Annotated in this window: 17 protein-coding genes; 3 read left to right on the top strand and 14 right to left on the bottom strand. The window is 72.0% G+C overall.

What is annotated here, in order from left to right; translation table 11 throughout:
- Nucleotides 1-11 precede the first annotated feature (11 nt).
- From frc to AB0F56_RS00710, 3 genes are all read left to right on the top strand, one after another.
- Nucleotides 12-1,286 carry a formyl-CoA transferase gene (frc, locus tag AB0F56_RS00720; RefSeq protein WP_362002555.1) on the top strand — a complete coding sequence of 425 codons (1,275 nt, stop codon included), beginning with the start codon at nucleotides 12-14 and terminating at the stop codon, nucleotides 1,284-1,286.
- Nucleotides 1,287-3,503 (top strand): acetate--CoA ligase family protein, encoded by a 2,217-nt coding sequence (locus AB0F56_RS00715; RefSeq protein ID WP_362002554.1) that lies wholly within the window; start codon nucleotides 1,287-1,289, stop codon nucleotides 3,501-3,503.
- 119 nt (nucleotides 3,504-3,622) lie between these two features.
- Nucleotides 3,623-5,008, top strand: coding sequence for an OFA family MFS transporter (locus AB0F56_RS00710; RefSeq protein WP_362002552.1), 1,386 nt, complete (start codon nucleotides 3,623-3,625; stop codon nucleotides 5,006-5,008).
- An 18-nt stretch (nucleotides 5,009-5,026) separates the two neighbouring features.
- Here AB0F56_RS00710 and AB0F56_RS00705 read toward each other — a convergent pair whose 3' ends face one another.
- From AB0F56_RS00705 to AB0F56_RS00640, 14 genes are all read right to left on the bottom strand, one after another.
- A complete protein-coding gene (locus tag AB0F56_RS00705) occupies nucleotides 5,027-6,109 on the bottom strand; it encodes a sugar phosphate isomerase/epimerase (RefSeq protein ID WP_362002550.1) in 1,083 nt (360 codons plus the stop codon).
- 49 nt (nucleotides 6,110-6,158) lie between these two features.
- A complete protein-coding gene (locus AB0F56_RS00700) occupies nucleotides 6,159-7,556 on the bottom strand; it encodes a nucleotide pyrophosphatase/phosphodiesterase family protein (RefSeq protein WP_362002548.1) in 1,398 nt (465 codons plus the stop codon).
- Complete coding sequence (gene eboE / locus AB0F56_RS00695) at nucleotides 7,553-8,722, bottom strand: metabolite traffic protein EboE (RefSeq protein WP_362002546.1); 1,170 nt, start codon at nucleotides 8,720-8,722, stop codon at nucleotides 7,553-7,555. The genes AB0F56_RS00700 and eboE overlap by 4 nt, the downstream gene beginning before the upstream one ends.
- A 13-nt stretch (nucleotides 8,723-8,735) precedes the next feature.
- On the bottom strand, nucleotides 8,736-9,587 hold the full coding sequence (locus AB0F56_RS00690; RefSeq protein WP_362002544.1) for a TatD family hydrolase: 852 nt from the start codon (nucleotides 9,585-9,587) through the stop codon (nucleotides 8,736-8,738).
- Entirely contained in the window at nucleotides 9,587-10,150 is a 564-nt protein-coding gene (locus AB0F56_RS00685) for an EboA domain-containing protein (RefSeq protein ID WP_362002543.1), read from the bottom strand. Before AB0F56_RS00685 ends, AB0F56_RS00690 begins: the two co-directional genes overlap by 1 nt.
- Nucleotides 10,144-11,097: a sugar phosphate isomerase/epimerase family protein gene (locus tag AB0F56_RS00680; protein ID WP_362002541.1), complete on the bottom strand. Its 954-nt coding sequence runs from the start codon at nucleotides 11,095-11,097 to the stop codon at nucleotides 10,144-10,146. Before AB0F56_RS00680 ends, AB0F56_RS00685 begins: the two co-directional genes overlap by 7 nt.
- Nucleotides 11,094-12,194 (bottom strand): SCO3242 family prenyltransferase, encoded by a 1,101-nt coding sequence (locus AB0F56_RS00675; RefSeq protein ID WP_362002539.1) that lies wholly within the window; start codon nucleotides 12,192-12,194, stop codon nucleotides 11,094-11,096. Before AB0F56_RS00675 ends, AB0F56_RS00680 begins: the two co-directional genes overlap by 4 nt.
- Nucleotides 12,191-13,321: an inositol-3-phosphate synthase gene (locus AB0F56_RS00670; RefSeq protein WP_362002537.1), complete on the bottom strand. Its 1,131-nt coding sequence runs from the start codon at nucleotides 13,319-13,321 to the stop codon at nucleotides 12,191-12,193. Before AB0F56_RS00670 ends, AB0F56_RS00675 begins: the two co-directional genes overlap by 4 nt.
- A gap of 83 nt (nucleotides 13,322-13,404) precedes the next feature.
- Nucleotides 13,405-17,094, bottom strand: coding sequence for a ThuA domain-containing protein (locus AB0F56_RS00665; RefSeq protein WP_362002535.1), 3,690 nt, complete (start codon nucleotides 17,092-17,094; stop codon nucleotides 13,405-13,407).
- 259 nt (nucleotides 17,095-17,353) lie between these two features.
- Entirely contained in the window at nucleotides 17,354-18,358 is a 1,005-nt protein-coding gene (locus tag AB0F56_RS00660; RefSeq protein WP_362002533.1) for a sugar phosphate isomerase/epimerase family protein, read from the bottom strand.
- Between the two features lie 13 nt (nucleotides 18,359-18,371).
- Complete coding sequence (locus AB0F56_RS00655; protein WP_362003186.1) at nucleotides 18,372-19,526, bottom strand: Gfo/Idh/MocA family oxidoreductase; 1,155 nt, start codon at nucleotides 19,524-19,526, stop codon at nucleotides 18,372-18,374.
- A 157-nt stretch (nucleotides 19,527-19,683) separates the two neighbouring features.
- The gene (locus AB0F56_RS00650; protein WP_362002532.1) at nucleotides 19,684-20,721 is read right to left on the bottom strand and encodes a substrate-binding domain-containing protein; all 1,038 of its coding nucleotides are present in this window, start codon (nucleotides 20,719-20,721) and stop codon (nucleotides 19,684-19,686) included.
- A 55-nt stretch (nucleotides 20,722-20,776) separates the two neighbouring features.
- Nucleotides 20,777-21,787 (bottom strand): ABC transporter permease, encoded by a 1,011-nt coding sequence (locus AB0F56_RS00645; protein ID WP_362002530.1) that lies wholly within the window; start codon nucleotides 21,785-21,787, stop codon nucleotides 20,777-20,779.
- Entirely contained in the window at nucleotides 21,784-23,274 is a 1,491-nt protein-coding gene (locus tag AB0F56_RS00640) for a sugar ABC transporter ATP-binding protein (RefSeq protein ID WP_362002528.1), read from the bottom strand. The genes AB0F56_RS00645 and AB0F56_RS00640 overlap by 4 nt, the downstream gene beginning before the upstream one ends.
- Nucleotides 23,275-23,496: the final 222 nt, after the last annotated feature.

Below are 23,496 nucleotides of genomic sequence, written 5' to 3'. Positions count from 1 at the left end.
GGGTCTTCATCATGACCAAGGCTCTCGGTACCACGGCTCCCGGTACGAACGCGCTCGGCGCGAAGGCGCTCGAAGGCATTCGTGTCCTCGACATGACGCATGTGCAGTCCGGTCCCTCGGCCACCCAGCTGCTCGCCTGGCTCGGTGCGGACGTGGTGAAGCTGGAGGCCCCGTCCGGTGACATCACCCGCAAGCAGCTGCGGGACATCCCGGACGTCGACTCGCTCTACTTCACGATGCTCAACTGCAACAAGCGGAGCATCACCCTGAACACCAAGACCGAGCGCGGCAAGGAGCTGCTGACCGAGCTGATCCGCCGCAGTGACGTCATGGTCGAGAACTTCGGCCCGGGGGCCGTCGACCGGATGGGCTTCACCTGGGATCGGATCCAGGAGATCAATCCACGGATCGTCTATGCCTCCATCAAGGGGTTCGGGGACGGCCCGTACACCAACTTCAAGGCGTACGAGGTCGTCGCTCAGGCCATGGGCGGCTCGATGGCCACCACCGGGTTCGAGGAGGGGCCGCCGCTGGCGACGGGCGCCCAGATCGGTGACTCCGGCACCGGCATCCATGCCGTGGCGGGAATCCTGGCGGCGCTCTTCCAGCGCGAGAACACCGGGCGGGGGCAGCGGGTGAACGTCGCGATGCAGCACGCGGTGCTGAATCTCTGCCGGGTGAAGCTGCGGGATCAGCAGAGGCTTGTCCACGGACCGCTCTCCGAGTATCCCAACGAAGATTTCGGCGAGGAAGTCCCCCGTTCGGGTAATGCTTCCGGCGGCGGCCAGCCGGGCTGGGCGGTGCGGTGCGCGCCCGGCGGGCCGAACGACTACGTGTACGTCATCGTCCAGCCCGTCGGATGGGCCCCGCTCTCGGAGCTCATCGGCCGGCCCGAACTCGCCGAGGACCCGGAGTGGGCGACGCCGGAGGCCCGGCTGCCCAAGCTCTCCAAGATGTTCCAGCTGATCGAGGAGTGGTCCTCGACTCTGCCCAAGTGGGAGGTCCTGGAGCGGCTCAACGCCCGGGGCGTTCCGTGCGGTCCGATCCTCTCCACCAAGGAGATCATCGAGGACGCCTCGCTGGTCGCCAACGAGATGGTGGTCGAGGTTCCGCACCCCGAGCGCGGCAGCTTCACGACGGTGGGCTCCCCGCTCAAGCTCTCCGACTCCCCGGTGGAGGTCGTCAGCTCCCCGCTGCTCGGCGAGCACAACGAAGAGGTGTACGTCGGCGAGCTGGGCCTCGGCGACGAGGAGCTGCGGCTGCTGAAGACGAGTGGGGTGATCTAGGTGAGCGCGGACAACACGGCGTACGGTACTGCGCACAGCACGGCGCACAGCACTGCGCGGAGCACGGCGCACGGCTTCGACCAGCGGGCCGTACGCGAACTCCTCGACGCGGTCCGGGCGGACGGTCGCACGGCCCTGACGGCGCCCGAGGGGAAGCTGCTCGCCGACGCGTACGGGATCGCCGTGCCGGGCGAGGCGCTCGCCCGGGACGTGGACGAGGCGGTGGCACAGGCCGACCGGCTCGGCGGGAAGGTGGTCCTGAAGATCGTCTCCCCCGACATCCTCCACAAGACCGACGCGGGCGGTGTGGTCGTCGGGGCGGAGGGGGCTTCGCAGGTCCGCGAGGCGTTCTGCCGGATCGTCGAGAACGCCCGGGCCTACGCGCCGGGCGCGCGCATCGACGGGGTCCAGGTGCAGCAGTTGCTGCGGCCGGGGCAGGAGGTCATCGTCGGCGCCGTCACCGATCCGGCCTTCGGCAAGGTCGTCGCCTTCGGCCTCGGCGGGGTGCTCGTGGAGGTGCTGAAGGACGTCACCTTCCGGCTGGCCCCGGTGACCGCCGACGAGGCGGTGTCGATGCTGGACTCCATCCGGGCCGCGGAGATCCTGCGCGGGGTCCGCGGCGCGCCGGCCGTCGACCGCTGGGCGCTCGCCGAGCAGATCCGGCGCGTCTCCCGACTGGTCGACGACTTCCCCGAGATCGCCGAGGTCGACCTCAACCCGGTGATCGCCACCCCCGAGGGCGCCATGGCGGCCGACATCCGCGTGATCCTCGCCGCCGAGGTGCCCGTCCCTCGGCGGACCTTCGGCCGTGAGGAGATCCTCCGCTCGATGCGCCGGCTGATGGAGCCGCGCGCGGTGGCCGTGATCGGGGCCTCCAACGAGCGCGGGAAGATCGGCAATTCGGTGATGCGCAACCTCGTCGACGGCGGCTTCCCCGGGGAGATTCATCCGGTGAACCCGCGGGCCGATGACATCCTCGGCCGCAAGGCGTACAAGAGTGTCACGGACGTTCCCGGTGAGGTGGATGTGGCGGTCTTCGCGATCCCCGCTCCGTTCGTGGCCGCGGCGCTCGAGGAGGTGGGCCGCAAGGGCATCCCGAACGCGGTGCTGATCCCGTCCGGTTTCGCCGAGACCGGGGAGCACGCGCTGCAGGACGAGATCGTGGCGGTGGCGGAGCGGTACGGCATCCGGCTCCTGGGCCCGAACATCTACGGGTACTACTCCACCTGGCAGGACCTGTGCGCCACGTTCTGCACGCCGTACGACGTCAAGGGCGGTGTGGCGCTGACCTCGCAGTCGGGCGGGATCGGGATGGCGATCCTGGGCTTCGCCCGGACCACGCGGACGGGAGTGTCGGCGATCGTCGGGCTCGGCAACAAGTCGGACATCGACGAGGACGATCTGCTGACCTGGTTCGGTGAGGATCCGCGTACCGACTGCATCGCGATGCACCTGGAGGACCTCAAGGACGGGCGGGCCTTCGTCGAGGCGGCCCGGCTGACCGTGCCGAAGAAGCCGGTGGTCGTCCTGAAGGCCGGGCGCACCAGCGCGGGGGCGCGGGCGGCCGGTTCGCACACGGGAGCGCTCGCGGGGGACGACGCGGTCTACGACGACGTCCTGCGGCAGGCGGGGGTCATCCGGGCGCCGGGGCTGAGCGACATGCTGGAGTACGCGCGGGCGCTGCCCGTGCTGCCGGCGCCGCGCGGGGACAACGTCGTCGTCATCACGGGGGCCGGTGGTTCGGGGGTCCTCCTGTCGGACGCGATCGTCGACAACGGGCTGCGGCTGATGGAGATCCCGGACGACCTGGACGCCGCCTTCAAGGCGTTCATCCCGCCCTTCGGGGCCTCGGGAAATCCGATCGACATCACGGGCGGCGAGCCGCCGTCGACGTACGAGGCCACCATCAGGCTCGGCATGGAGGACCCGCGGATCCACGCGCTCGTCCTCGGCTACTGGCACACCATCGTCACTCCCCCCATGGTGTTCGCCGAGCTCACCGCGCGCGTGGTGGCGGAGTTCCGCGAGCGGGGCGTCGAGAAGCCGGTCGTCGCCTCGCTGGCGGGCGACGTCGAGGTCGAGGAGGCCTGCCAGTACCTGTTCGAACGGGGGGTCGTGGCCTACCCGTACACGACGGAGCGGCCGGTGGCGGTGCTCGGCGCGAAGTACCGCTGGGCACGGGCGGCGGGGCTCCTGGGCGGTGATGCGGTGAGCTGAGCGACAGCTCGAACCACGGGGCTCGCGGCGGCCGTATCCCGCCCGCCGCGGGCCCCGGTGCGAAGGGAACGGACAGGGGGCGCTGGCCAGACTTCTTCCACGCGAGGGGTTCGATCTCCATGACGACAACCGACATCACCACCACCCTCCCTTACAGGGAGGTGACGGACGCCAACGGCCGTACGTACCGGCTCGGTGAGACCGACGTCGAGCTGATGGGCCGCACACGCAAGTGGATGGTCATCCTGCCCTGGGTGGGCATGATGGGCATCAGCTCGGCGGAGTACGCGTTCGCGTCCGCCGAGGACACCCTGCACACCGCGCACAGCTGGAGCAGTGCGCACATCTTCTGGATGCTCGGGGTCTGGGTCTTCTTCCAGGCCGCGGTGGCCTTCCCGGCCGGGAAGCTGCGGGAGAGCGGGCGGTTGCCGGCCCGCTGGGCGATGATGCTGGGCGCCGTCGGCACGCTGCTCGGCTACCTCTCGCTCGCCTTCGCCCCGCATGTGATCGTCGCCTATCTCGGCTTCGGCATGTTCAGCGGTATGGGCGCGGGCATGGTCTACGCGACCTGCGTGAACATGGTCGGCAAGTGGTATCCCGAACGGAAGGGCGGCAAGACGGGTTTCGTGAACGGCGGCTTCGCCTATGGTTCGGTGCCGTTCGTCTTCATCTTCACCGGCTACATGGACCTGACGAACTTCCGCTGGGTGCTGGTCTCCGTCGGGCTTTTCCTGGCCGCGATGGTCGCGGTGGCCGGGTACTTCTTCCAGGACCCGCCGAAGAACTGGTGGCCGGCCCAGGTGGATCCGCTGCGGAAACCGGACGACCCACGCGCGCGTAGGGCCATGGAGAAGAACCCGCCGGCGGTGAAGCAGTACACGCCGATCGAGGCCTGGCGGACCGGGCGGGTCGCGCTGATGTGGTTCTGTCTGCTGTGCACCTCGGGCGTCAACATCTTCGGCATCGCCTTCCAGGTGCCGTTCGGTGACGAGGCGGGGTTCGCGGGCGGGATCGTGGCCACGGCGATGTCCCTGAAGGCCATCGTGAACGGCACCGGGCGGGGCGTGATCGGCTGGCTCTCCGACCGCTACGGCCGCAAGGAGTGCCTGATCTTCGTCTGTGTCGTCCTGGGGCTCGCCCAGTACGGCATCCTCTGGTCGGGCAGCATCCACAACCTGCCGCTGTTCCTGGTCTTCTCCAGCATCTCCGGTTTCGGCGGCGGCGCGATCTTCCCGATGTTCGCGGCGATGACGGCGGACTACTTCGGGGAGAACAACAACGCCTCCAACTACGGCCTGGTCTACAGCTCCAAGCTGGTCTCGGGGCTGCTCGGCTCCGGTATGGGCGCGGTCGTGGTCTCGGCCTGGGACTACTCGGGCGCCTTCGTGCTCGCCGGGTCGATCTCGCTGTTCGCCGGCTTCGTGGCGCTGTTCCTGCATCCGCCGGGGCGGCCGCGGGCCCGCCGGGTGGCGGCGAACCCGCGGCCGATCAGCCGCGACGTGTGACCGTGACGGCCCTGCGGCTCAGCGGTGCTTCTCGCGCAGCGAGTGCAGGTGCGCGCTGGACTTGCGGGCGAACGCGAAGGACTCGACCGGGTTGTCGTGTTCGGCCTGCCAGTGGTGGGCGCGGTAGCCGTGGTGGGTGCGGTTCACCGCCGAGATGAAGCGCCGGTAGTCGATGTCTCCGTCCCCGACGTCCGCCATCCGGTAGCCGTCGCGGACGGATTCGTCGCGTTCGCCGTCCTTCACGTGGAAGAGCGGGTAGCGGTGGGGCTGGGCGAGGACGTAGCGCAGCGGGTCGAAGGGGGCGGGGGTGCCGTCGGCCCGGCGGGAGAACCGGTGCTGGGCCACGTACGCCCAGTAGACGTCCATTTCGAGGTGGACGAGATCGGGGTCGGTCTCGGCGAGCAGGACGTCGTAGAGCCGGACGTTGGGCCGGTCGGTGGCGAAGGAGAACTCCTCGGCGTGGTTGTGCTGGTAGAACTTCATGCCGCGCTTCTTCGCCTCGGCGCCGTACTGGTTGAACTCCTCGGCGCAGCGCTTCCAGCCGTCGACGGTGGCGCCGTAGCGCCAGGGGCCCGAGGCGGTGCCGATGTGCGGGAGGCCGAGGGCCTGGGCGTCGTCGAGGACCTTGTCGAGGTTCTGCGCGAAGGTGTACGCGTTCGGGTCGCCGTCGTTGTAGTAGCCGACGTGGCTGCCGATGCCGCGCAGTCCGTTCTCCCGGGTGAGCTTCTTGAGTTCGGCGAGGGTGATCGGGCCGGCGGAGCCCTGGCCGTATCCGGCGAACTCGACCTCGTCGTAGCCGTACTTGCTCAGTTCGGCGAAGACCGCGGCGAAGCCGAGGGTGGCGACCTTGTCGCGCAGGGAGTAGAGCTGGATGCCGAGGCGGCCGGGCGGGAGGACGGGGCGGCCCTTGCCGTGGTCGCCGCCGTTGCCTTCGTGGCGGTCGGTCGACTGGGCCGCGGCGGCCTGCGGGGCGGCCGCTGCCGCTCCGAGCAGGGCGGCGGCGGTGGTTCCGGCGGCGACGCCGAGCATGTTCCGTCTGCTGAGCTTGCGGGTCAGCTCTGGGTCGGGGGTGGCGGACGAGATGCGGCGGGAGCGGGTCATCTGTGGATAACTCCTCGTTGTCGGTGGGCTCTGCTTCACTGGAGATCGGTCAGGAAAGACCGGCCAGTCGGAGCAAGAGGGACTTCACATCGGTGGCCGCTACGCGGCCGCTCACAGCGCGGGGGGTGGAGCACAGAATGAGCGGACTTTCGTCCTCGCTCGTGGGGAGGCGGCCATGGCTGCCGCGAATAGGTGAGGGGTCCAGGGGGACGACCGCGAGCCGGTAGCGCATGCCGAGCTTCTTGCGGGCGATCGCCTTCGCCGCCCTGACCCGTACGTAGGGGTCGAGCGGGTCCATGAAGAGTTCGGCGGGGTCGTAGCCGGGTTTCCGGTGGATCTCGACGAGCTGGGCGAAGTCGGGCGCGTGCGCGTCGTCGAGCCAGTAGTAGTACGTGAACCACGCGTCGGGCTCGGCGAGGGCGACGAGCTCGCCCGAGCGCGGGTGGTCGAGGCCGTGCTCCTTCTTGCCCTCGTCGTCCAGGAGCCGCTCGACACCGGGGAGCCCGGTGAGGGTCTCGCGGACGGCGTCGAGGTCCTCGGGGCGGCGGACGTAGACATGGGCGAGCTGGTGGTCGGCGACCGCGAAGGCGCGGGAGGTCATCGGGTCCAGGTACTCCATGCCGTCCTGGGTGTGGACCTCCAGGAGGCCGGCGCGGCGCAAGGCGCGGTTGATGTCGACCGGCCGGCTGACGCGGGTGATGCCGTACTCGGAGAGGGCGACGACCGTGCGGCCCTCGGCTCGGGCGTCGTCGAGGAGGGGGGCGAGCGCGGCGTCCAGGTCGGCCGCGGCCTGGAAGGCGCGCGGGTCGTCCGGGCCGTACCGCTGGAGGTCGTAGTCCAGGTGCGGGACGTAGGCAAGCGCGAGATCGGGGTGGCGGGTGCGCAGGATGTGGCGGGTGGCGTCGATGATCCACCGGCTGGAGACCAGGTCGGCGCCCGGGCCCCAGAAGTGGAAGAGGGGGAAGGTGCCCAGTTCCTCGGTGAGTTCGTCGTGGAGGGCGGGTGGTCGGGTGTAGCAGTCGGGTTCCTTGCGGCCGTCGGCGTAGTAGACGGGGCGGGGGGTGACGGTGATGTCCGTGTCGGCGCCCATGGCGTACCACCAGCAGATGTTGGCGACGGTGTAGCCGGGGTGGGCGCGGCGGGCGGCGTCCCAGAGCCTGTCGCCGGAGACGAGGCCGTTGTGCTGGCGCCACAGGAGGACGTCGCCCAGTTCGCGGAAGTACCAGCCGTTGGCGACGATGCCGTGCTCGGAGGGGAGGGTGCCGGTGAGAAAGGTGGTCTGAGCGGTGCAGGTGACCGCCGGCAGGACAGTGGTGAGCGGGGCCTGTGAGCCGGCCGCGCCGAGGGCCCGCAGCCGGGGCATGTGCTCCAGGAGGCGGGGGGTGAGACCGACGACGTCGAGGACGAGAAGGGGGGTGGGCCGGGTGTCGCTCCGGGGGCTGGTCATGGCAGTTCCTTGAGGCCGAGGTCGGTCAGCAGGTCGCGGGCCAGGGTGAGTTCGGCGGCGATGCCGTCGGCGAGGCGGGCGCGGTTGCGGGGGCGCCGGTCGGCCGGGAGGGCCTGCCAGGTGTAGGTCTCGACCTCCAGGTGGTGGGTGCGTGGACGCGGGCCGCCGAGGAGGAGGGCGAGGGTGGCGCGGAGGACCGGAAGAGTGGAGGTGAGCGGAGGCTCGGGCGGGGCGTGCAGGGGGACGTGGAAGTGGGAGCGCCAGGGGGCGCCGTCGGGGAGGGCCCGGCCGGAGACCGCTTCGGGCAGGTCGTCGGTGCCGCGCAGGCCGGCGGCGGTCCGGGTGCGGGTCTGGTGGAGGAAGCGGGGCTCGGCAAAGGCGGCGAGTGCGGCGCGGACCTCCGGGAGGTGGGGGTGCTCGGCGTGCAGGGCGGCGGACAGCTGGGCCTTGACGACGGGGATGTCGGCGGCGCCGAGGGCGTCCAGGGCGGTGGTCGGGTCTTCGAAGGAGGTGGCGAGATGGCAGGTGTCGAGGCAGATGCCGACGCGGGGGCTTGAGACGGCGGTGAGGGGGGCGATGGCGTCGGCGGTGGTCTCGACGGTGCAGCCGGGTTCCGGTTCGAGTCCGATCCGGATGCTCTTCCCGGTGAGTTCCTCCAGGGCGTCGAGGCGCTCGGCGAGGGTGGTCAGAGCGGCGAGGGCGGTGTCCTCGGCGCGGGAGTCGAAGGGGGTGCGCCAGGCGAGCGGCAGGGTGGAGACGGAGCCCTCGGTGACGTCGTCGGGGAGGAGGGCGGCGAGGAGCCGGGCCAGGTCGCCGGTGTGGGCGAGGCGTTCGGGGCGGGTCCAGTCCGGCTGGTAGACGCGGTACTTGACCTCCGCGGCGCCGAAGCCCTCGTACGGGAAGCCGTTGAGGGTGACGACCTCCAAGCCACGCCGGTCGATCTCGGCGCGGAGTGTGCGCAGCGAGCCCGGGTCGGTGATCAGGGCGTGGGCGGCGTCCCGGGCGAGCCAGAGGCCGATGCCGAGGCGGTCCCGGCCGAGGCGGCGGCGGACGGGTTCGCAGTGGTCGCGGAGTTGGTCGAGGACGCCGTCGAGGGTCTCGGCGGGGTGGACGTTGGTGCAGTAGGCGAGGTGGACGGTGGAGCCGTCCGGGTGGCGGAAGCGCATCGGCCGGCCCGCCTCATTCCCCGCCGCGGAGGACGGAGTTGCCCAGATGGGTGGGGGCGTCGGAGGAAGGAGGGGTGAGATCGAGGCGGCCACTGAGGCCGTAGAAGGCGACGGGGTTGCGCCACAGCACGCGGTCGACGTCGTCGTCGGAGAATCCGGCGGCGAGCATGGCGTCGCCGACCTTGCGGGTCTTCAGCGGGTCGCTGTTGCCCCAGTCGGCGGCCGAGTTCACCAGGACGCGGTCCAGGCCGTGGTCCTTGAGCACGGCGACCATGCGGTCCTCGTCCATCTTGGTGTCGGGGTACACGGAGAAGCCCAGCCAGGTGCCGCTGTCGGCGGCCTCCTTGACGGTCGTCTCGTTGAGGTGGTCGAGCAGCACCCGGTCGGGGGTGAGAGCGGACTCGCGGACCACGTCGAGGGTCCGTCGGAGGCCCGCGAGCTTGTCCCGGTGCGGGGTGTGGACAAGGGCGGGCAGGCCGTGGTCGGCGGCGAGCTGGAGCTGGGCGGCGAGGGCGGTGTCCTCGGCGGGGGTCATGGAGTCGTAGCCGATCTCTCCGACGGCGACGACGTTGTCCTTGACGAGGTACCGCGGCAGGAGGTCGAGAACGGGGGTGCAGCGGGGGTCGTTGGCCTCCTTGGGGTTGAGGGCGAGGGTGCAGTGGTGGGCGATGCCGTACTGGGCGGCCCGGAAGGGCTCCCAGCCGAGAAGGGAGTCGAAGTAGTCGACGAAGGAGGCGGGTGAGGTGCGGGGCTGGCCGAGCCAGAAGGCGGGCTCGACCAGGGCGCGGACTCCGGCGTCGTACATCGCGCGGTAGTCGTCCGTGGTGCGCGAGGTCATGTGGATGTGGGGGTCGAAGATGCGCATCAGGACTCCTCGGTGGGGGCCGTGGGGGTGGTGAGGGCGAGGACGCGGGGGAGGTCGGTGGGGACGGAGCGGCCGGCGGCGGTGCGTTCGGTGGCGTAGTCGGTGAGCATCCGGGCGAGTTCGGAGTCGCCGCGGGCGCGGTCGTGGAGTCCGGCGACGGTGTCGAGGGGGACGCCGGTGAAGAGGCACTTGAGGAGGGCGTGCCGCCAGGGGTGGGGGGCGAGGTGGGCGGCGGCGTAGGGGCCGAGGGCGGCGGCGATCAGGTGGGTGTCGTGGGTGCGCAGGGCGTCCTCGACGAGGGGCAGGGCCTCGGGGCCCGTGACGAGGGAGGGGAGGGCGAGGAGGACGGCGCGCCGCTCGGGGGCGGAGCCCTGCTGGTAGAGCCGGGTGAGGGCGGCGGGCTCCGCGCGGGCCGCTCGGAGCAGGGCGACGCGGACGGAGTCGGCGTGTTCCGGGCCGCAGTGCCGGCCGGCAGAGGCGAAGCGCAGCTCCCAGAGGGCGGTGCGGTCGGTGGCGGCGGTGAGGGCCTCGTCGAACCAGGCCCGGGCGGTCGGGGTCAGCATGTCGGCTCCCTCGATGGGGTGGGCCGGCCGGAGTGGCCGCGCAGGAACGCGAGGGAGGAGCGGGCGAGTTCCGGGCCGGCGTGGGAGTGGCGGGGCAGTTCGACGACGGTGAGGCCCGGGTAGCCGGCGGCGGTGAGTTCGGCGAGAGCGGCGAGGACGGGTGGGAAGTCGATCTCGCCGTCGCCGAACGGGAGATGCTCGTGGACCCCGCGGCGCATGTCCTCGATCTGGACGTGGTGCAGCCAGGGTGCGGCGGCCCGGACGCAGTCGGCCGGGGACGCGGCCTCCAGGCACTGGCAGTGGCCGATGTCGAGGGTGAGGCCGAGGTGGCGGGGGTCCGGGTCGCCGAGGAGGGAGCGGAGGGTGTGGAAGTCGTCGAGGGTGGCGAGGAGGTGACCTGGTTCGGGTTCGACGGCGAGGGGGACGCGGGCGGCGGCGGCCGCTTCGAGGACGGGGGTGATCGATTCGGCGAGACGCTTCCAGGCGGTCTCGTCGGTGGTCCCGTCCGGGGTGATGCCGCTGAAGCAGTGCACGGCGTGGGCGCCGAGGTCGGCGGCGACCCGCACCGCGCGGAGCAGCAGGTGGACGCGGGCGGCACGGGCCTCGGGGTCAGGGTCGAGGAGCGAGGGGCCGTGCTTGCGGCGGGGGTCGAGGACGTAACGGGCGCCGGTCTCGACCGTCACCCCGAGGCCGAGGGCGTCCAGACGCCGGGCCACCTGGGCGGTGCGGGTGGGGAGTTCGGGGGCCAGGGGGTCGAGGTGCATGTGGTCGAGGGTGAGGCCGACGCCGTCGTACCCGAGGTCGGCGAGGACGGCGAGCGCGTCGTCGAGCCGCAGGTCGGTGAGGCCGTTGGTGCCGTAGCCGAGTCGGATCGCGGGCGGGCCTGGGGTGGAGGAGGGCGTGGAGGAGGGCGTGGAGGAGGGCGTGGCGCGGGGCGTGGCGCTCATGTCGGGCTCACCTTCCGGGCGAGGGCTCGGGCGAGGGGGGCGAGGCCGAGCACCAGGAGCGCGGTGCCCGGCGCGCCGGACCGGGCGGCGAGGGTGGCCTGGAGCGGGATCAGGGCACGGATACCGGCGCCGACGGAACGCTGGGTGAGGGGCGGTGACGGGTTGAGGGCCGCGTGGAGGAGGGGGGTGGCGGGGGTGCGGGCGTAGGAGGCGGCGAGGGCGGCCGTGACGAGGCGGTCGACGACCGCGGAGTTGCGCGACGCGGTTCCGGCGAGCGCCGCCCCGGCCAGGCGGCCGGTCACTCCGGTCGCGGAGGCGGGTTGCGACAGGGGGTTTGCGGGCTTCGGAGTCCTCGCGCCCCGGCCCGTGTTCGGCTCCCCCGGCCCGGTGCGTGTGCGGGCGGTGGCCGCAGCTACCGCCAGCATGGTCGCGAGCGCCAGGAGTGGGGTGCGGGTCGAGCCGCCCTGGGTCTCGTGGCGGGAGACCGCGGTGACCGCGTAGGTGTGGGCGCCGACGAGGGCGGCCGAGCCCAGCGCCGCCGCGGGCGGGCGGCGGCCATGCCCCGGGTCCGGCAGCCCGCCCCCAGCGGGGCCGGCCGCCGTGGCTCGGGCCGCACGAGGGCGGGCCGCCCCGCCGCTCGACGTGGCCACCGTGCCCAGGAGGACGTTCAGGGCGCGGGCCGTGGCCATCGTGGCGGGGGCCGCCGGGGTGTGCTTGAGGTGGAGGTCGTAGGACCAGACCGTCGCCGCGAGGGCGGTGGCCGTCGCCAGGGTGGGGCGGCCCGCGCGGGCGGCGAGGCCGAGGCCTGCGGCCGTCAGGGCGGCGGAGGCGGCGAGGGCGGCGCGTGGCGTGACGCGGCCCGAGGGGATGGGGCGCCCCGGGCGGTCGACGGCGTCCTCGGCGCGGTCGGCCCAGTCGTTGAGCGCCATGCCCGCCTCGTACAGGCACAGGGAGGACCCGATGGCGAGGAGGGTCGAGCGGTTGGGGCGGAGGCCGGCCGCCGCCGCGCCCGCCAGGGCGTCGCCCGGCACGGTGGCCAGCGCGGAGATCCGCAGCAGCTCCGCCCAGGCCGTGACGCGCCCGCGCACCCGGCTCACCGGGCCTCCCCCAGGCGGGCCGCGAAGGCCACGAGCCGCGCGTACTGGTCCGCGAGGCCCGCCGGGGCCTCCCCCTCCGGGTCCTTGAAGTAGAAGGCGAGGTCCGCCAAGGGGCCGGAGAGCGCCGCCTCGTGGGCGCGGGCCGTCAGCCGGGCCAGGTCCAGGACGAGGGGCGCCGCGAGGGCCGAGTCGCAGCCCTGCCAGGTGGTCTGGAGGACCATCCGCGAGCCGAGGAAGCCCTCGAAGGCGATGTGGTCCCAGGCCGTCTTCCACTCCCCGAGCGCCGGGACGTCGTCGATGTGGACCTCGCCCTCAGGGGCGTGGCCGAAGACGTCCGCGAGGACCCGTTCCTTGCCCGCGTTCTTCGCGGCCGCCGCGGCCGGGTCGGCGAGGGCCGCGCCGTCTCCGCCGCCCAGCAGGTTGGTGCCCGACCAGGCCCGTACGGTCAGGGCGCGTTGGAGGAACATCGGGGCGAGGACGGAGCGCAGCAGGGTCTGGCCGGTCTTCCCGTCGCGGCCCGCGTGGGGCAGGCCGCTCGCCGCGACGGTGTCGGCGAGGGCGGGGTGGCGGAGCCCGGTCGAGGGGGTGAAGTTGACGTACGGGCAGCCGGCGCGGAGCGCGGCCGCCGCGTAGAGGGAGCTGGGCGGGAGCTCGGCGCCCCCCGACGCCGGCTCCGTGGAGGCAACATTGACCACGACGACCCGGTCGAGTTCCAGCCGGATCCTGAAGTCCGTCAGGTCGGTGGCGAAGGAGGTGATCAGTTCCTCCTCCGTGCGGGTGTCGCCCGGCAGGGGGCCGCCGGGGCGGATCTCCGTGTCGGCGGCGCGCAGTTCGGCCGCGACGGCGGAGGCGAGGCCGTGCGGGAGGACGCCCGCGACGGTGAGTGCCTCGGCCCTTTTGGGCAGCGGACACGCCGCCGTGTCGTGTCCGCCGAAGACGAGGGAGGCGAGGGGCGGGAGTCCGGCGGAGGCGAAGGGGGCGGTCTCCGTCACCATGCCGGTGGGCGGGTGCAGGCCCGCGGTGGTCGCGGCGCAGCCGGCCACCGCCGTGGTGGCCACGGAGCCTCTCGCCCCGACGAACCAGACTCCCGTACGCCCGACGGCGTCCGTGCGTGTTCCTGTGGTCACGACCCTGCCTCCCTGGACTGTGGTGGAGACGGCGGGCGGGGGGTACGGCGCCTCCCCGCCCGCCGTCGGCTGGGCAGGGGGCTCTACGAGGGGAGCTCCCTGAGCTTGATGGCGCGGAACGACACCTGGTCGTCGGCTCCGTGGTTCTGGATGCCGATGTGGCCGTCCTTGAGGCTCCGCGCCGGGTCGGCGTTGGTGAAGTCGTTGATCTTCACCCCGTTGAGGAACACCTGGAGCCGTTCGCCCTGGACGCGGATCTCGTAGCTGTTCCACTGGCCCGGCGGCCGCAGCACGGCGTCGCGGGCCGCGAGGTTGGCGGACTTGAAGCCGTAGACGGCTCCGGTGGTCCGGTCGGCGGCGTCGGTCGCGTCGATCTGGATCTCGTACCCCTTGTTCACGGCGGACCAGGGGTCGTCCGAGGCGGGGAAGCCGACGAAGACGCCGGAGTTGTCGTCGCCCGCGGCCTTCCAGTCGAGCGTGAGGGAGTAGGAGGAGAACTGCTTGGCCTGGTACCAGAGCATCCCCATGCCGCCCACCGAGCGCAGTTCGCCGTCGGCGACGTCGAAGCTGCCGGGTCCGGCCTGCTTCCAGCCCTCGCGGGTCTCTCCGTTGAAGAGCTCGCGGTAGCCGGTCTGCGGCCGGCAGTCGGCCGCGGCCTGGCCGGTGGCGTACTGGAGTCCGCCGAGGAGGTGCTGCCGGAAGGCCGGCTCGGCGTACGACTCCTTGGTGTGGCCGCCTCCGGTGTAGAAGGACCGTCCGCCGCCGTACGACTTGCACCAGGCGATCGGGTGGTCGCCCTTCATGTTGCCGCCCTCGTAGGTCGTCTCGTCGAGGGTGGCGAGGATCCGGGCCTGACCCCGCGGATTCGTGCGGTAGTTGTACCACTCGTCGGTGCGCTGCCAGGTGGCGTCGAGGTGCTCGGTGGCCGGGTGGGCATGGTCCTCGACCCGTACGGTCGCCGGCTGGATCTGCGGGTGCGAGTGGAAGTGGGCGCCGACGAGCCCGCCGTAGAACTCCCAGTCGTACTCGGTGTCCGCGGCCGCGTGGACGCCCATGTAGCCGCCGCCGGTGGAGACGTAGTGTTCGAAGGCGGACTGCTGTTCGGCGTTGAGGACGTCACCGGTCGTCGAGAGGAAGACGACGGCGTCGTAGCGGGCAAGGTTGTTGGTGGTGAACTGGCGGGGTTCCTCCGTCGCGTCGACGGTGATGCCGCTCTGCGCGCCGAGTTCCTTCAGCGCCGTGACGCCGCTGCCGATCGAGTCGTGGCGGAATCCGGCGGTACGGGAGAAGACGAGGACGCGCTTGGCGTTCCGGTCGATGGGGGCGCTGGAGACGGTGAAGTCGTCCACGTCGTAGAGCGCGCCCGCGCCGCCCTTGAAGACGAGGAAGAGTTCGGTGGTCTTGCGGGGCACGTTCCGCAGGGGTACGTCGATGTCCTGGAAGGTCTCCCAGCCGCCGGTGACGGGGACGGGCGCGGAGCCGTGCAGGGTGCCGGTGGGCGAGCCGGTGCGGACTTCGAGGAAGCCCCCGGCGCCGCCGGAGGAGACGCGGGCGGTGAGCTTGGTGGCCCCGGTCAGGTTGTAGGGCTTGAGGGAGATCCAGTCACCGTTGTCGATGTCGCCGACGGTCCGGCCGCCGTGCGCCTCCGCCTTGTCGTACGTCGTGATGCCCTGCTGGGCGTCGAAGTGCTCGGCCTGGCGGTGGCGCGGCTGGAGCTTGGCCTGGTCGTGGGTGGTGAGGGCCGCCTGGCCGCCGCCTCCGTTGTCGGTGTACTCGGCGTCGAAGACGGCGAAGATGTTGGCGTCGTCGTCGTGGCCGCCGTCGGCGGAGGTCTTGATGGTGCCGGAGCAGCCGTTGGCCGAGGTGACCGGGTGGCCGTGGCTGTCGTGGCCGAGGACGTAGGTGACCTTGACCTTGGCGCAGTCGATCGCGCCGTCCTCCGGGTCGGTGACCGTGACCTTGAAGGGGATCTCGTCGCCGAAGGCGAACAGCGCGCCCTCCGCCGGGAGTTCGAGGGTGACCTTGGGCGCGGTGTTGCCGACGACGACGTGGACGGAGGCCGAACCGGTGCGCCCGCTCGGGTCCTTGGCGGTCACGGTCGCGGTGTAGGTGCCGTTCTTCCGGTACGTGTACGTGGGGTTGGCGGCCGTGGACGTGCCGCCGTCGCCGAACTCCCAGCTGTAGGTGAGGGCGTCGCCGTCACCGTCGGTGGTCCCGGCGGAGGAGAAGGCGACCTTCAGGGGCGCCACGCCGGAGGTCTTGTTCGCGCCGGCCTCGGCGACCGGGGAGCGTCCGCCGGTGGCGTTCTCGATGCGGTAGAGCCCGGAGTTGTGGTCGCCGCCGAACCAGGCGGTGCCGTAGTCGAGGACGTACAGCGCGCCGTCGGGGCCGAAAGCCATGTCCATCACCTGGGTGCCGGTCCACGGCACGGGGTTGATGGACTGGACGGTGCCGTCGGCGCCCTGCTCGACGCGCTTGATCCAGCGCCGCCCGAACTCCCCGGCGAAGAAGTCGCCGTCGTACGCCTCGGGGAACTTGACCGGGGACGTGGAGGCCGCGTCGTAGCGGTAGACGGGTCCTCCCATCGGGGACTCGGATCCGGTGCCGAACTCCGGTACGGAACCTCCGTCGTACGGGAGCCAGGCCGGCTCGGCCGGCGGCAGGTCGACGAGACCGGTGTTGTACGGCGAGTCGTTCTTCGGCGCGGCACAGTCGAAGGCCGCGCCGGACTGCTTGGTCGCGAAGTCGTAGTCGACGTAGGCGTCGTTCTTGCCGGTACAGAACGGCCAGCCGAAGTTGCCGGGCTTCGTGATCCGGGCGAACTCGACCTGTCCCGCCGGTCCGCGCTTCGGGTCGGCGGAGCCGGCGTCGGGGCCGTAGTCGCCGACGTACAGGACGCCGGTCGCCTTGTCGACGCTGAAGCGGAACGGGTTGCGGAAGCCCATCGCGTAGATCTCGGGGCGGGTCTTCGCGGTGCCGGCGGCGAAGAGGTTGCCGTCGGGGACCGTGTACGAGCCGTCCTCGGCGACCTTGATGCGCAGGATCTTGCCGCGCAGGTCGTTGGTGTTGCCGGAGGTCCGCCGGGCGTCGAACGCGGGGTTGCGGCCCGGGCGTTCGTCGATCGGGGTGAAGCCGTCGGAGGCGAAGGGGTTGGAGTCGTCGCCGGTCGACAGGTAGAGGTTGCCCTGCGCGTCGAAGTCGATGTCGCCGCCGACGTGGCAGCAGATGCCCCGGGTGGCGGGGATGTCGATGACCTTCTTCTCGCTGGCGTTGTCGAGCGTGCCGTCGGCCTTCAGCGTGAAGCGGGAGAGCCGGTTGACGCCGTCGTACTTGGCGAAGTCGGCCGCCGTGCCGTTCTCGGGCGCGTCGCCGGTGGGGGTGTCGAGCGGCGGGGCGTAGTAGAGGTAGATGGCCCGGTTCTGGGCGAAGTCCGGGTCGAGGCCGATGCCCTGGAGGCCTTCCTCGTCGTGGGAGTAGACGGGGACGGTGCCGATGACCTCGGTGTTGCCGGCGGCGTCGGTGCGGCGCAGCTCGCCGTTGCGTGAGGTGTGCAGGACGCTGCGGTCGGGGAGCACGGCCAGCGACATCGGCTCGCCGACCTCCTCACCGCCCTTGGCGAGGGTGACCTGCTGGAACTCCTCGGCGGCGGCCGCGGGGGCGGCGGTGCCGTTCTCGGTCTCCGCGGCGAGGGCCTGCTGGCCGCCGAGGGCGAGGAGTCCGGCGGCGAGGAGGGCGAGTGGCTTTCTGGCTCGGGGGCGTTTCTTGCTGTGCACGAATGTCCTCCGGAGTAGGGCCGGGTGTGTGCGGGTGTCCGGGGACCGGCGCGCGCCGTCACGCTGGTCGCAACCATCGAGTTACGTCATGTACACATCAGTGCCTGCATCAGGGACCGTAGCGGGGTTCGTCCGGGGCGGAAAGCCCTTGCGCACTGCCCCTGTCGAACTTTTCACCGCGACAGGACAAAGCCGTCCGCGGGCACGGCGGGGCCGCCCGGGTGACGTCGCCGCCCGGGCTCCCACCTGGAACCTCACCTCAGTCGCGGCCGCCGAAGGCTGCGTCGAAGGAGGCCGAGGGCGGGTCGAAGTCGAAGCGCTTGAGATGGGCAAGCGCTTCAGGAGCGCCGGTGAGCCGGTCCATCCCGGCGTCCTCCCACTCCACCGAGACCGGGCCCGCGTAGCCGATCGAGCGGAGCATCCGGAAGACGTCCTCCCACGGCACGTCACCGTGCCCGGCCGAGACGAAGTCCCAGCCGCGCCGGGGATCGCCCCACGGCAGGTGCGAACCGAGCCGCCCGTTGCGCCCGTCGAGCCGCTTGCGGGCCTCCTTGCAGTCCACGTGGTAGATCCGGTCGCGGAAGTCCCAGAGGAAGCCGACCGGGTCCAGGTCCTGCCAGACGAAGTGGCTCGGGTCGAAGTTCAGCCCGAAGGCCGGCCGGCGGTCCACCGCGTCGAGCGCGCGCTGCGTGGTCCAGTAGTCGTACGCGATCTCGCTCGGATGGACCTCGTGCGCGAAGCGCACCCCCTCGGCGTCGAAGACGTCCAGGATCGGGTTCCAGCGCTCCGCGAAGTCCTCGTAGCCGCGCTCGATCATGCGCTCGGGGACCGGCGGGAACATCGCCACCAGATGCCAGATGGACGAACCGGTGAAGCCGATGACGGTGTCGACGCCGAGCGCGGCGGCGGCCCGGGCGGTGTCGGCCAACTCCCGCGCCGCACGCCGCCGTACGCCCTCCGGCTCTCCGTCGCCCCAGATCCGGGCGGGCACGATCGCCTGGTGGCGCTCGTCGATGGGATGGTCGCAGACCGCCTGGCCGACCAGATGGTTGGAGATCGCCCAGCACTTCAGGCCGTACTTCTCCAGGAGGGCGTGGCGGCCCTCGACGTACGACGGGTCGGCGAGCGCCTTGTCGACCTCGAAGTGGTCGCCCCAGCAGGCGAGTTCGAGACCGTCGTAGCCGAAGTCGCGGGCGAGCCGGCAGACCTCCTCCAGCGGCAGGTCGGCCCACTGGCCGGTGAAGAGGGTGAAGGGACGGGACACGGTCAACGGCCTCCTAGAGCTGCGGTACGGGGGTGTAGACGGCGTTCTTCTCGGCGCTCTCCTCCACGGCGGCCAGGACCCGCTGCACCTGGAGCCCGTCGGCGAAGGACGGGGCGGGACCGGCCCCCGACGCGACGGCGAGGACCAGGTCGCGGGCCTGGTGGACGAAGGTGTGCTCGTAGCCGAGCGCGTGACCGGGCGGCCACCAGCCCTCCAGGTACGGGTGGTCGGGCTCGGTCACCAGGATCCGGCGGAAGCCCGCGGCGGCGGCCGGCTCGGTGTGGTCGTGGAACGACAGCTCGTTGAGCCGCTCCAGGTCGAAGGCGAGGGAACCCTTCTCGCCGTTGAGCTCGAGCCGCAGCGCGTTCTTGCGACCCGCGGCCATCCGGGTCGCCTCGAAGGAGGCGAGCGCCCCGGAGGCGAGCCGCCCGGTGAACAGCGCGGCGTCGTCCACCGTCACCGCCCCGTACGCCCCGCCCGTGGCCGCCCCGGAGAGCCCCGCCGACCCGCCCGCGAGCAGGGGCCGTTCCCGTACGAAGGTCTCGGTGAGCGCCGAGACCCCGACCAGGAGCTCCCCCGCGAGGTACTGGGCGAGGTCGACGGCGTGCGCACCGAGGTCGCCGAGGGCCCCGGAGCCGGCGTGCGCGCGCTCCAGGCGCCAGGTCAGCGGGAAGCCCGGGTCGACGAGCCAGTCCTGCAGATACGTGACCCGTACGTGCCGCAGCGCGCCGAGCCTGCCCTCGGCGACGAGCCGGCGGGCGTACGCGAGGGCCGGCACCCGCCGGTAGTTGAAGCCGACCATGGCGACCTGGCCGCGGGCGGCCGCCGCCTCGGCCGCGGCGACCATGGCCTCGGCCTCGGCGACGGAGTTGGCGAGCGGCTTCTCGCACAGGACGTGCTTGCCCGCCTCCAGGGCGGCGACGGCGATCTCCGCGTGGCTGTCGCCCGGGGTGCAGACGTCCACGAGCTGGACGTCGTCGCGGGCGACGAGGGCGCGCCAGTCGGTCTCGGCGGCGGCCCAGCCGTGCTTGTCCGCCGCCGCCCGCACGGCGGCCCGGTCCCGGCCGGCGACGGCGGCGAGGACGGGCCGCAGCGGCAGGTCGAAGACGCGCCCCGCGGTGCGCCACGCCTGGGAGTGGGCGGCGCCCATGAACGCGTAGCCGACCATGCCGATGCCGAGCGTCGGCGTCGAAGTCGTGGCCGTCGCAGCGGCCGTGACTGTCGGCGTGGCCTCGTCGCCTTCGCTCTCCCGCTGTTCCATAGGGTTCCTCCTCGTCGGTTGCACGGTGGGGGGTGCCGGGCTCGGGCCGGCGGCCCGAGCCCGGTCAGCTGAAGCCGGTGGGCAGGTACTCGTCGACGTTCTCCTTGGTCACGACGGCCGAGTAGAGGGTCAGCGAGGCCGGGATCTCCAGCTCGGAAAGACCGCCGACGCCCTTCTTCTGGCCGAGCGCACGGGCCAGGTCGATGGCGGAGGCGGCCATGGTCGGCGGGTAGAGGACGGTGGCCTTGAGCACGCTGTCGTCGGCCTTGATGGCGTCCATCGCGGACTTGGCGCCCGCTCCGCCCACCATCAGGAAGTCCTTGCGGCCGGCCTGGGCGATGGCCCGCAGCGCGCCCACGCCCTGGTCGTCATCGTGGTTCCACAGCGCGTCGAACTTCGACTGTGCCTGCAGGAGTTGGGCCATCTTGGCCTGGCCGGACTCGACGGTGAAGTCGGCCGCCTGGCGGGCCACCTTACGGATGTTGGGGTAGTTCTTGAGGGCGTCGTCGAAGCCCTGGGTGCGCTGCTTGGTCAGTTCGAGGCTGTCCATGCCGGCGAGTTCGATGACCGTGGCGTTCGGCTTGTCCTTGAGCTGCTCGCCGATGTAGCGGCCGGCGTTGAGCCCCATGCCGTAGTTGTCGCCGCCGATCCAGCAGCGGTACGCCTGCGGGGAGGCGAAGATCCGGTCCAGGTTGATGACGGGGATGCCCGCCTTCATGGCCTGGAGGCCGACCTGCGTGAGCGCCTTGCCGTCGGCGGGCAGGATGACGAGGACGTCGACCTTCTTGTTGATGAGGGTCTGGATCTGGCCGATCTGGACGGCGGTGTCGTTGGAGCCCTCGGTGATCTCCAGGGTCACCTCGGAGTACTTCTTCGCCCGGTCCTTGGCGTTCTGGTTGATGGCGTTGAGCCAGCCGTGGTCGGCCTGGGGGCCGGCGAAGCCGATGGTGACAGGCGTGCCGGGCTTGTCGTCGGCGGCGGGCACGTTGCTCGCCGCCGTGGCCTGGGCCTTGGGCTCGTTGCTGGTGCAGGCGGTGAGGAGGGCTCCGGCGGAGACGGCTGCGGTGCCGAACAGCAGTCCTCTGCGGCTGGTTTCTGGCATGGCGATGGTTCCCTTCGGGGGGTGAGGGAGAGAGGTGCCGGGTTGGGGGCTGGGGTCAGGTGGCTTCGCCGTGGCGGGCGGTGCGGTGCTGGACCAGGACGGCGGCGACGATGATCGCGCCCTTGGCGATCTGCTGGACGTCGCTCTGCAGGTTGTTGAGCGCGAAGATGTTGGTGATCGTCGTGAAGACGAGGACACCGAGGACGGAGCCGACGATGGTGCCCCGGCCGCCGCTGAGGAGGGTGCCGCCGATGATCGCCGCGGCGATGGCGTCGAGTTCGTACAGGTTGCCGTTGGTGTTCTGGCCCGAGCCGGACAGGATGATCAGCAGGAAGGCCGCGATGCCGCAGCACAGGCCGGAGAGCAGATAGAGGTAGAGGCGCTGGCGGCGGACGTCGATGCCGGCGAGGCGGGCGGCTTCCGCGTTGCCGCCGACGGCGATGGTGCGGCGGCCGAAGGTGGTCCGGTTGAGGACCAGCCAGCCGAGGACGGTGACGGCGGCGAAGACCAGGACCAGCGGCGGTATGCCCAGGATGTAGGCGTCGGGGATGCCGAGGTCGAGGACCGAGTCGACGGTGACGATCTGCGTGCGGCCGTCGGTGATCTGCAGGGCGAGGCCGCGGGCCGAGGCGAGCATGGCAAGGGTCGCGATGAACGGGACCATCCCGCCGTACGCGACGAGCAGCCCGTTCACCAGGCCGCAGCCCACCCCCACGACGACGGCCGTGAAGAGGATGCCGGCGAATCCGTACTCCTGTGTCGCCAGCGTCGTCGCCCACACGGAGGCGAGGGCGACGATCGCGCCGACCGAGAGGTCGATGCCGCCGCTGGTGATGACGAAGGTCATGCCGACGGTGACGACCCCGATCACGGAGGCCTGGGTGAGCACGAGCTGGAGGTTGGAGCCGGCGAGGAACTCGTCGGGGCGGGTGAGTCCGCCGACCGCGATCAGTACGGCGAGCACGCCGAGCAGGGAGAGGTTGCGGACGTCGGCCCGCAGACCGAGCGGACGCCGGCCGCCGTCCTGCGCGGACGCCTCGGTGGTCTTGGCGGTGGACAGCGTCATGAGCGGGGGCTCCCTTCCAACACGAGGTCGAGTACGCGGTGTTCGTCGAGCTCACGGGCGGGCGCCGTGTGGACGACCCGGCCCTCCCTGAGCACCAGGACGCGGTCGGCGAGGCCCAGGACCTCGGGCACCTCGCTCGACACCAGGAGGACGGCGAGGCCTTCGTCGGCGAGGCGGCGGATGACGGCGTACAGCTCGGCGCGGGCCCCGACGTCGACGCCGCGGGTCGGCTCGTCCAGGAGCAGGACGCGGCAGCCGCGCAGCAGCCAGCGGGCGAGGACGGCCTTCTGCTGATTGCCGCCGGAGAGCGTACGGACCGGGACGTCCGGGTTCTCGGGCCGGAGCGACAGCTCCCGGGTGGCGGCCCGGGCGGCTTCGCGTTCGCCGTTACGGTCGATCCAGCCGGCGCGCGCGAAGCGGGCGAGCGTGGAGACCGAGACGTTGCGGGTGACGGACTCCAGCATCAGCAGGCCCTGGGCCTTGCGTTCCTCGGGGGCGAGACCGAGCCCGGCGCGGACGGCCGCGCGGACGCTGCCGGGGCGCAGGGCCCGCCCGTCGACGAGGACCCGGCCCGCGCCGGCCTTCCGGGCCCCGTAGATCGTCTCCAGGATCTCGGAGCGGCCGGAGCCGACCAGCCCGGCGAGGCCGACGATCTCACCCGGCCGCAGTTCGAGGTCGACGGGCTCGAACTCGCCTTCCCTGGCCAGACCTTGGACCTGGAGCACGGGTGCGGCCACGGGCGGGTCCGCGGGGCGCGGCGGGAAGACGTACTCGACGTTCCGGCCGGTCATCAAGGCAACGATGTCACGCGTCGGGGTCGAGGCCGCGGGCAGGCCGCCGGCGACGGCGCGGCCGTCCTTCAGGACGGTGACGCGGTCGCCGATACGGCGGATCTCCTCCAGACGGTGGGAGATGTAGACGACGGCGACTCCGGCGGCGGTGAGGTCGGCGACGATACGGAAGAGGTTGTCGACCTCGTCGGGGTCGAGGGCGGCCGAGGGCTCGTCCATGACGATGAGCCGGACGTCGTGGGAGAGGGCGCGGGCCATCGAGACGATCTGCTGCTGGGCGGCGGAGAGTTCGCCGACGCGGCGGCCCGGGTCGATCTCGGGGTGGCCGAGCCGCTTCAGGAGGGCGGCCGTGGCGCTGCGGGCGGCGCGGCCCCTGACGATGAATCCGGCGCTGGTGGGTTCGTGGCCGAGGTGGACGTTCTCGGCGACGGAGAGCCCTTCGACCAGGTCGAGTTCCTGATAGATGGTGGCGATGCCGAGGCGCATGGCGGCGATCGGGGAGCGGAGCTGGACGGGTTCGCCGCGCCAGGTGATGCTTCCGCCGTCCGGCTGGTGGGCGCCGGCGAGGACCTTGATGAGGGTGGACTTCCCGGCGCCGTTCTGGCCGAGGAGGCAGTGCACCTCACCGGACGCGACCTCCAGGTCGACACCGTCGAGGGCCCGGACGCCGGGGAAGGACTTGGTGATGGCGGACATGGTGAGCAGGGGCGGGGGCGCTGGAGACTCTTGAGGCATGGGTGGGATCCCCTCGGCGGATGCGGGTTGCGCCTGAGCGGGTGGTGACGGAGGTGGTGCGGGGTGCGGGCGGGTGCGTTCCGGTGTGGGGCCGGATCGTACGTACGGAGACTCGGACCTCCGGTGGGGCCACGGACTGCCCGTGGGAGGCACGGACTGCCCATGGGGGTACGGACTGCCGTC

The organism is Streptomyces sp. NPDC026092, from assembly GCF_040638605.1.
GTDB lineage: Bacteria > Actinomycetota > Actinomycetes > Streptomycetales > Streptomycetaceae > Streptomyces.
Note: the sequence above shows the minus strand (reverse complement) of the source record. Positions and strands in the feature narration are given on the sequence as shown.

Bases quoted from the DNA above. Each gene is read 5' to 3' on its own strand.
- frc (WP_362002555.1), top strand. From the start codon at position 12: ATGACCAAGGCTCTCGGTACCACGGCTCCCGGTACGAACGCGCTCGGC.
- AB0F56_RS00710 (WP_362002552.1), top strand. From the start codon at position 3,623: ATGACGACAACCGACATCACCACCACCCTCCCTTACAGGGAGGTGACG.
- AB0F56_RS00705 (WP_362002550.1), bottom strand. From the start codon at position 6,109: ATGACCCGCTCCCGCCGCATCTCGTCCGCCACCCCCGACCCAGAGCTG.
- AB0F56_RS00700 (WP_362002548.1), bottom strand. From the start codon at position 7,556: ATGACCAGCCCCCGGAGCGACACCCGGCCCACCCCCCTTCTCGTCCTC.
- eboE (WP_362002546.1), bottom strand. From the start codon at position 8,722: ATGCGCTTCCGCCACCCGGACGGCTCCACCGTCCACCTCGCCTACTGC.
- AB0F56_RS00690 (WP_362002544.1), bottom strand. From the start codon at position 9,587: ATGCGCATCTTCGACCCCCACATCCACATGACCTCGCGCACCACGGAC.
- AB0F56_RS00685 (WP_362002543.1), bottom strand. From the start codon at position 10,150: ATGCTGACCCCGACCGCCCGGGCCTGGTTCGACGAGGCCCTCACCGCC.
- AB0F56_RS00680 (WP_362002541.1), bottom strand. From the start codon at position 11,097: ATGAGCGCCACGCCCCGCGCCACGCCCTCCTCCACGCCCTCCTCCACG.
- AB0F56_RS00655 (WP_362003186.1), bottom strand. From the start codon at position 19,526: ATGGTCGGCTACGCGTTCATGGGCGCCGCCCACTCCCAGGCGTGGCGC.
- AB0F56_RS00650 (WP_362002532.1), bottom strand. From the start codon at position 20,721: ATGCCAGAAACCAGCCGCAGAGGACTGCTGTTCGGCACCGCAGCCGTC.
- AB0F56_RS00645 (WP_362002530.1), bottom strand. From the start codon at position 21,787: ATGACGCTGTCCACCGCCAAGACCACCGAGGCGTCCGCGCAGGACGGC.
- AB0F56_RS00640 (WP_362002528.1), bottom strand. From the start codon at position 23,274: ATGTCCGCCATCACCAAGTCCTTCCCCGGCGTCCGGGCCCTCGACGGT.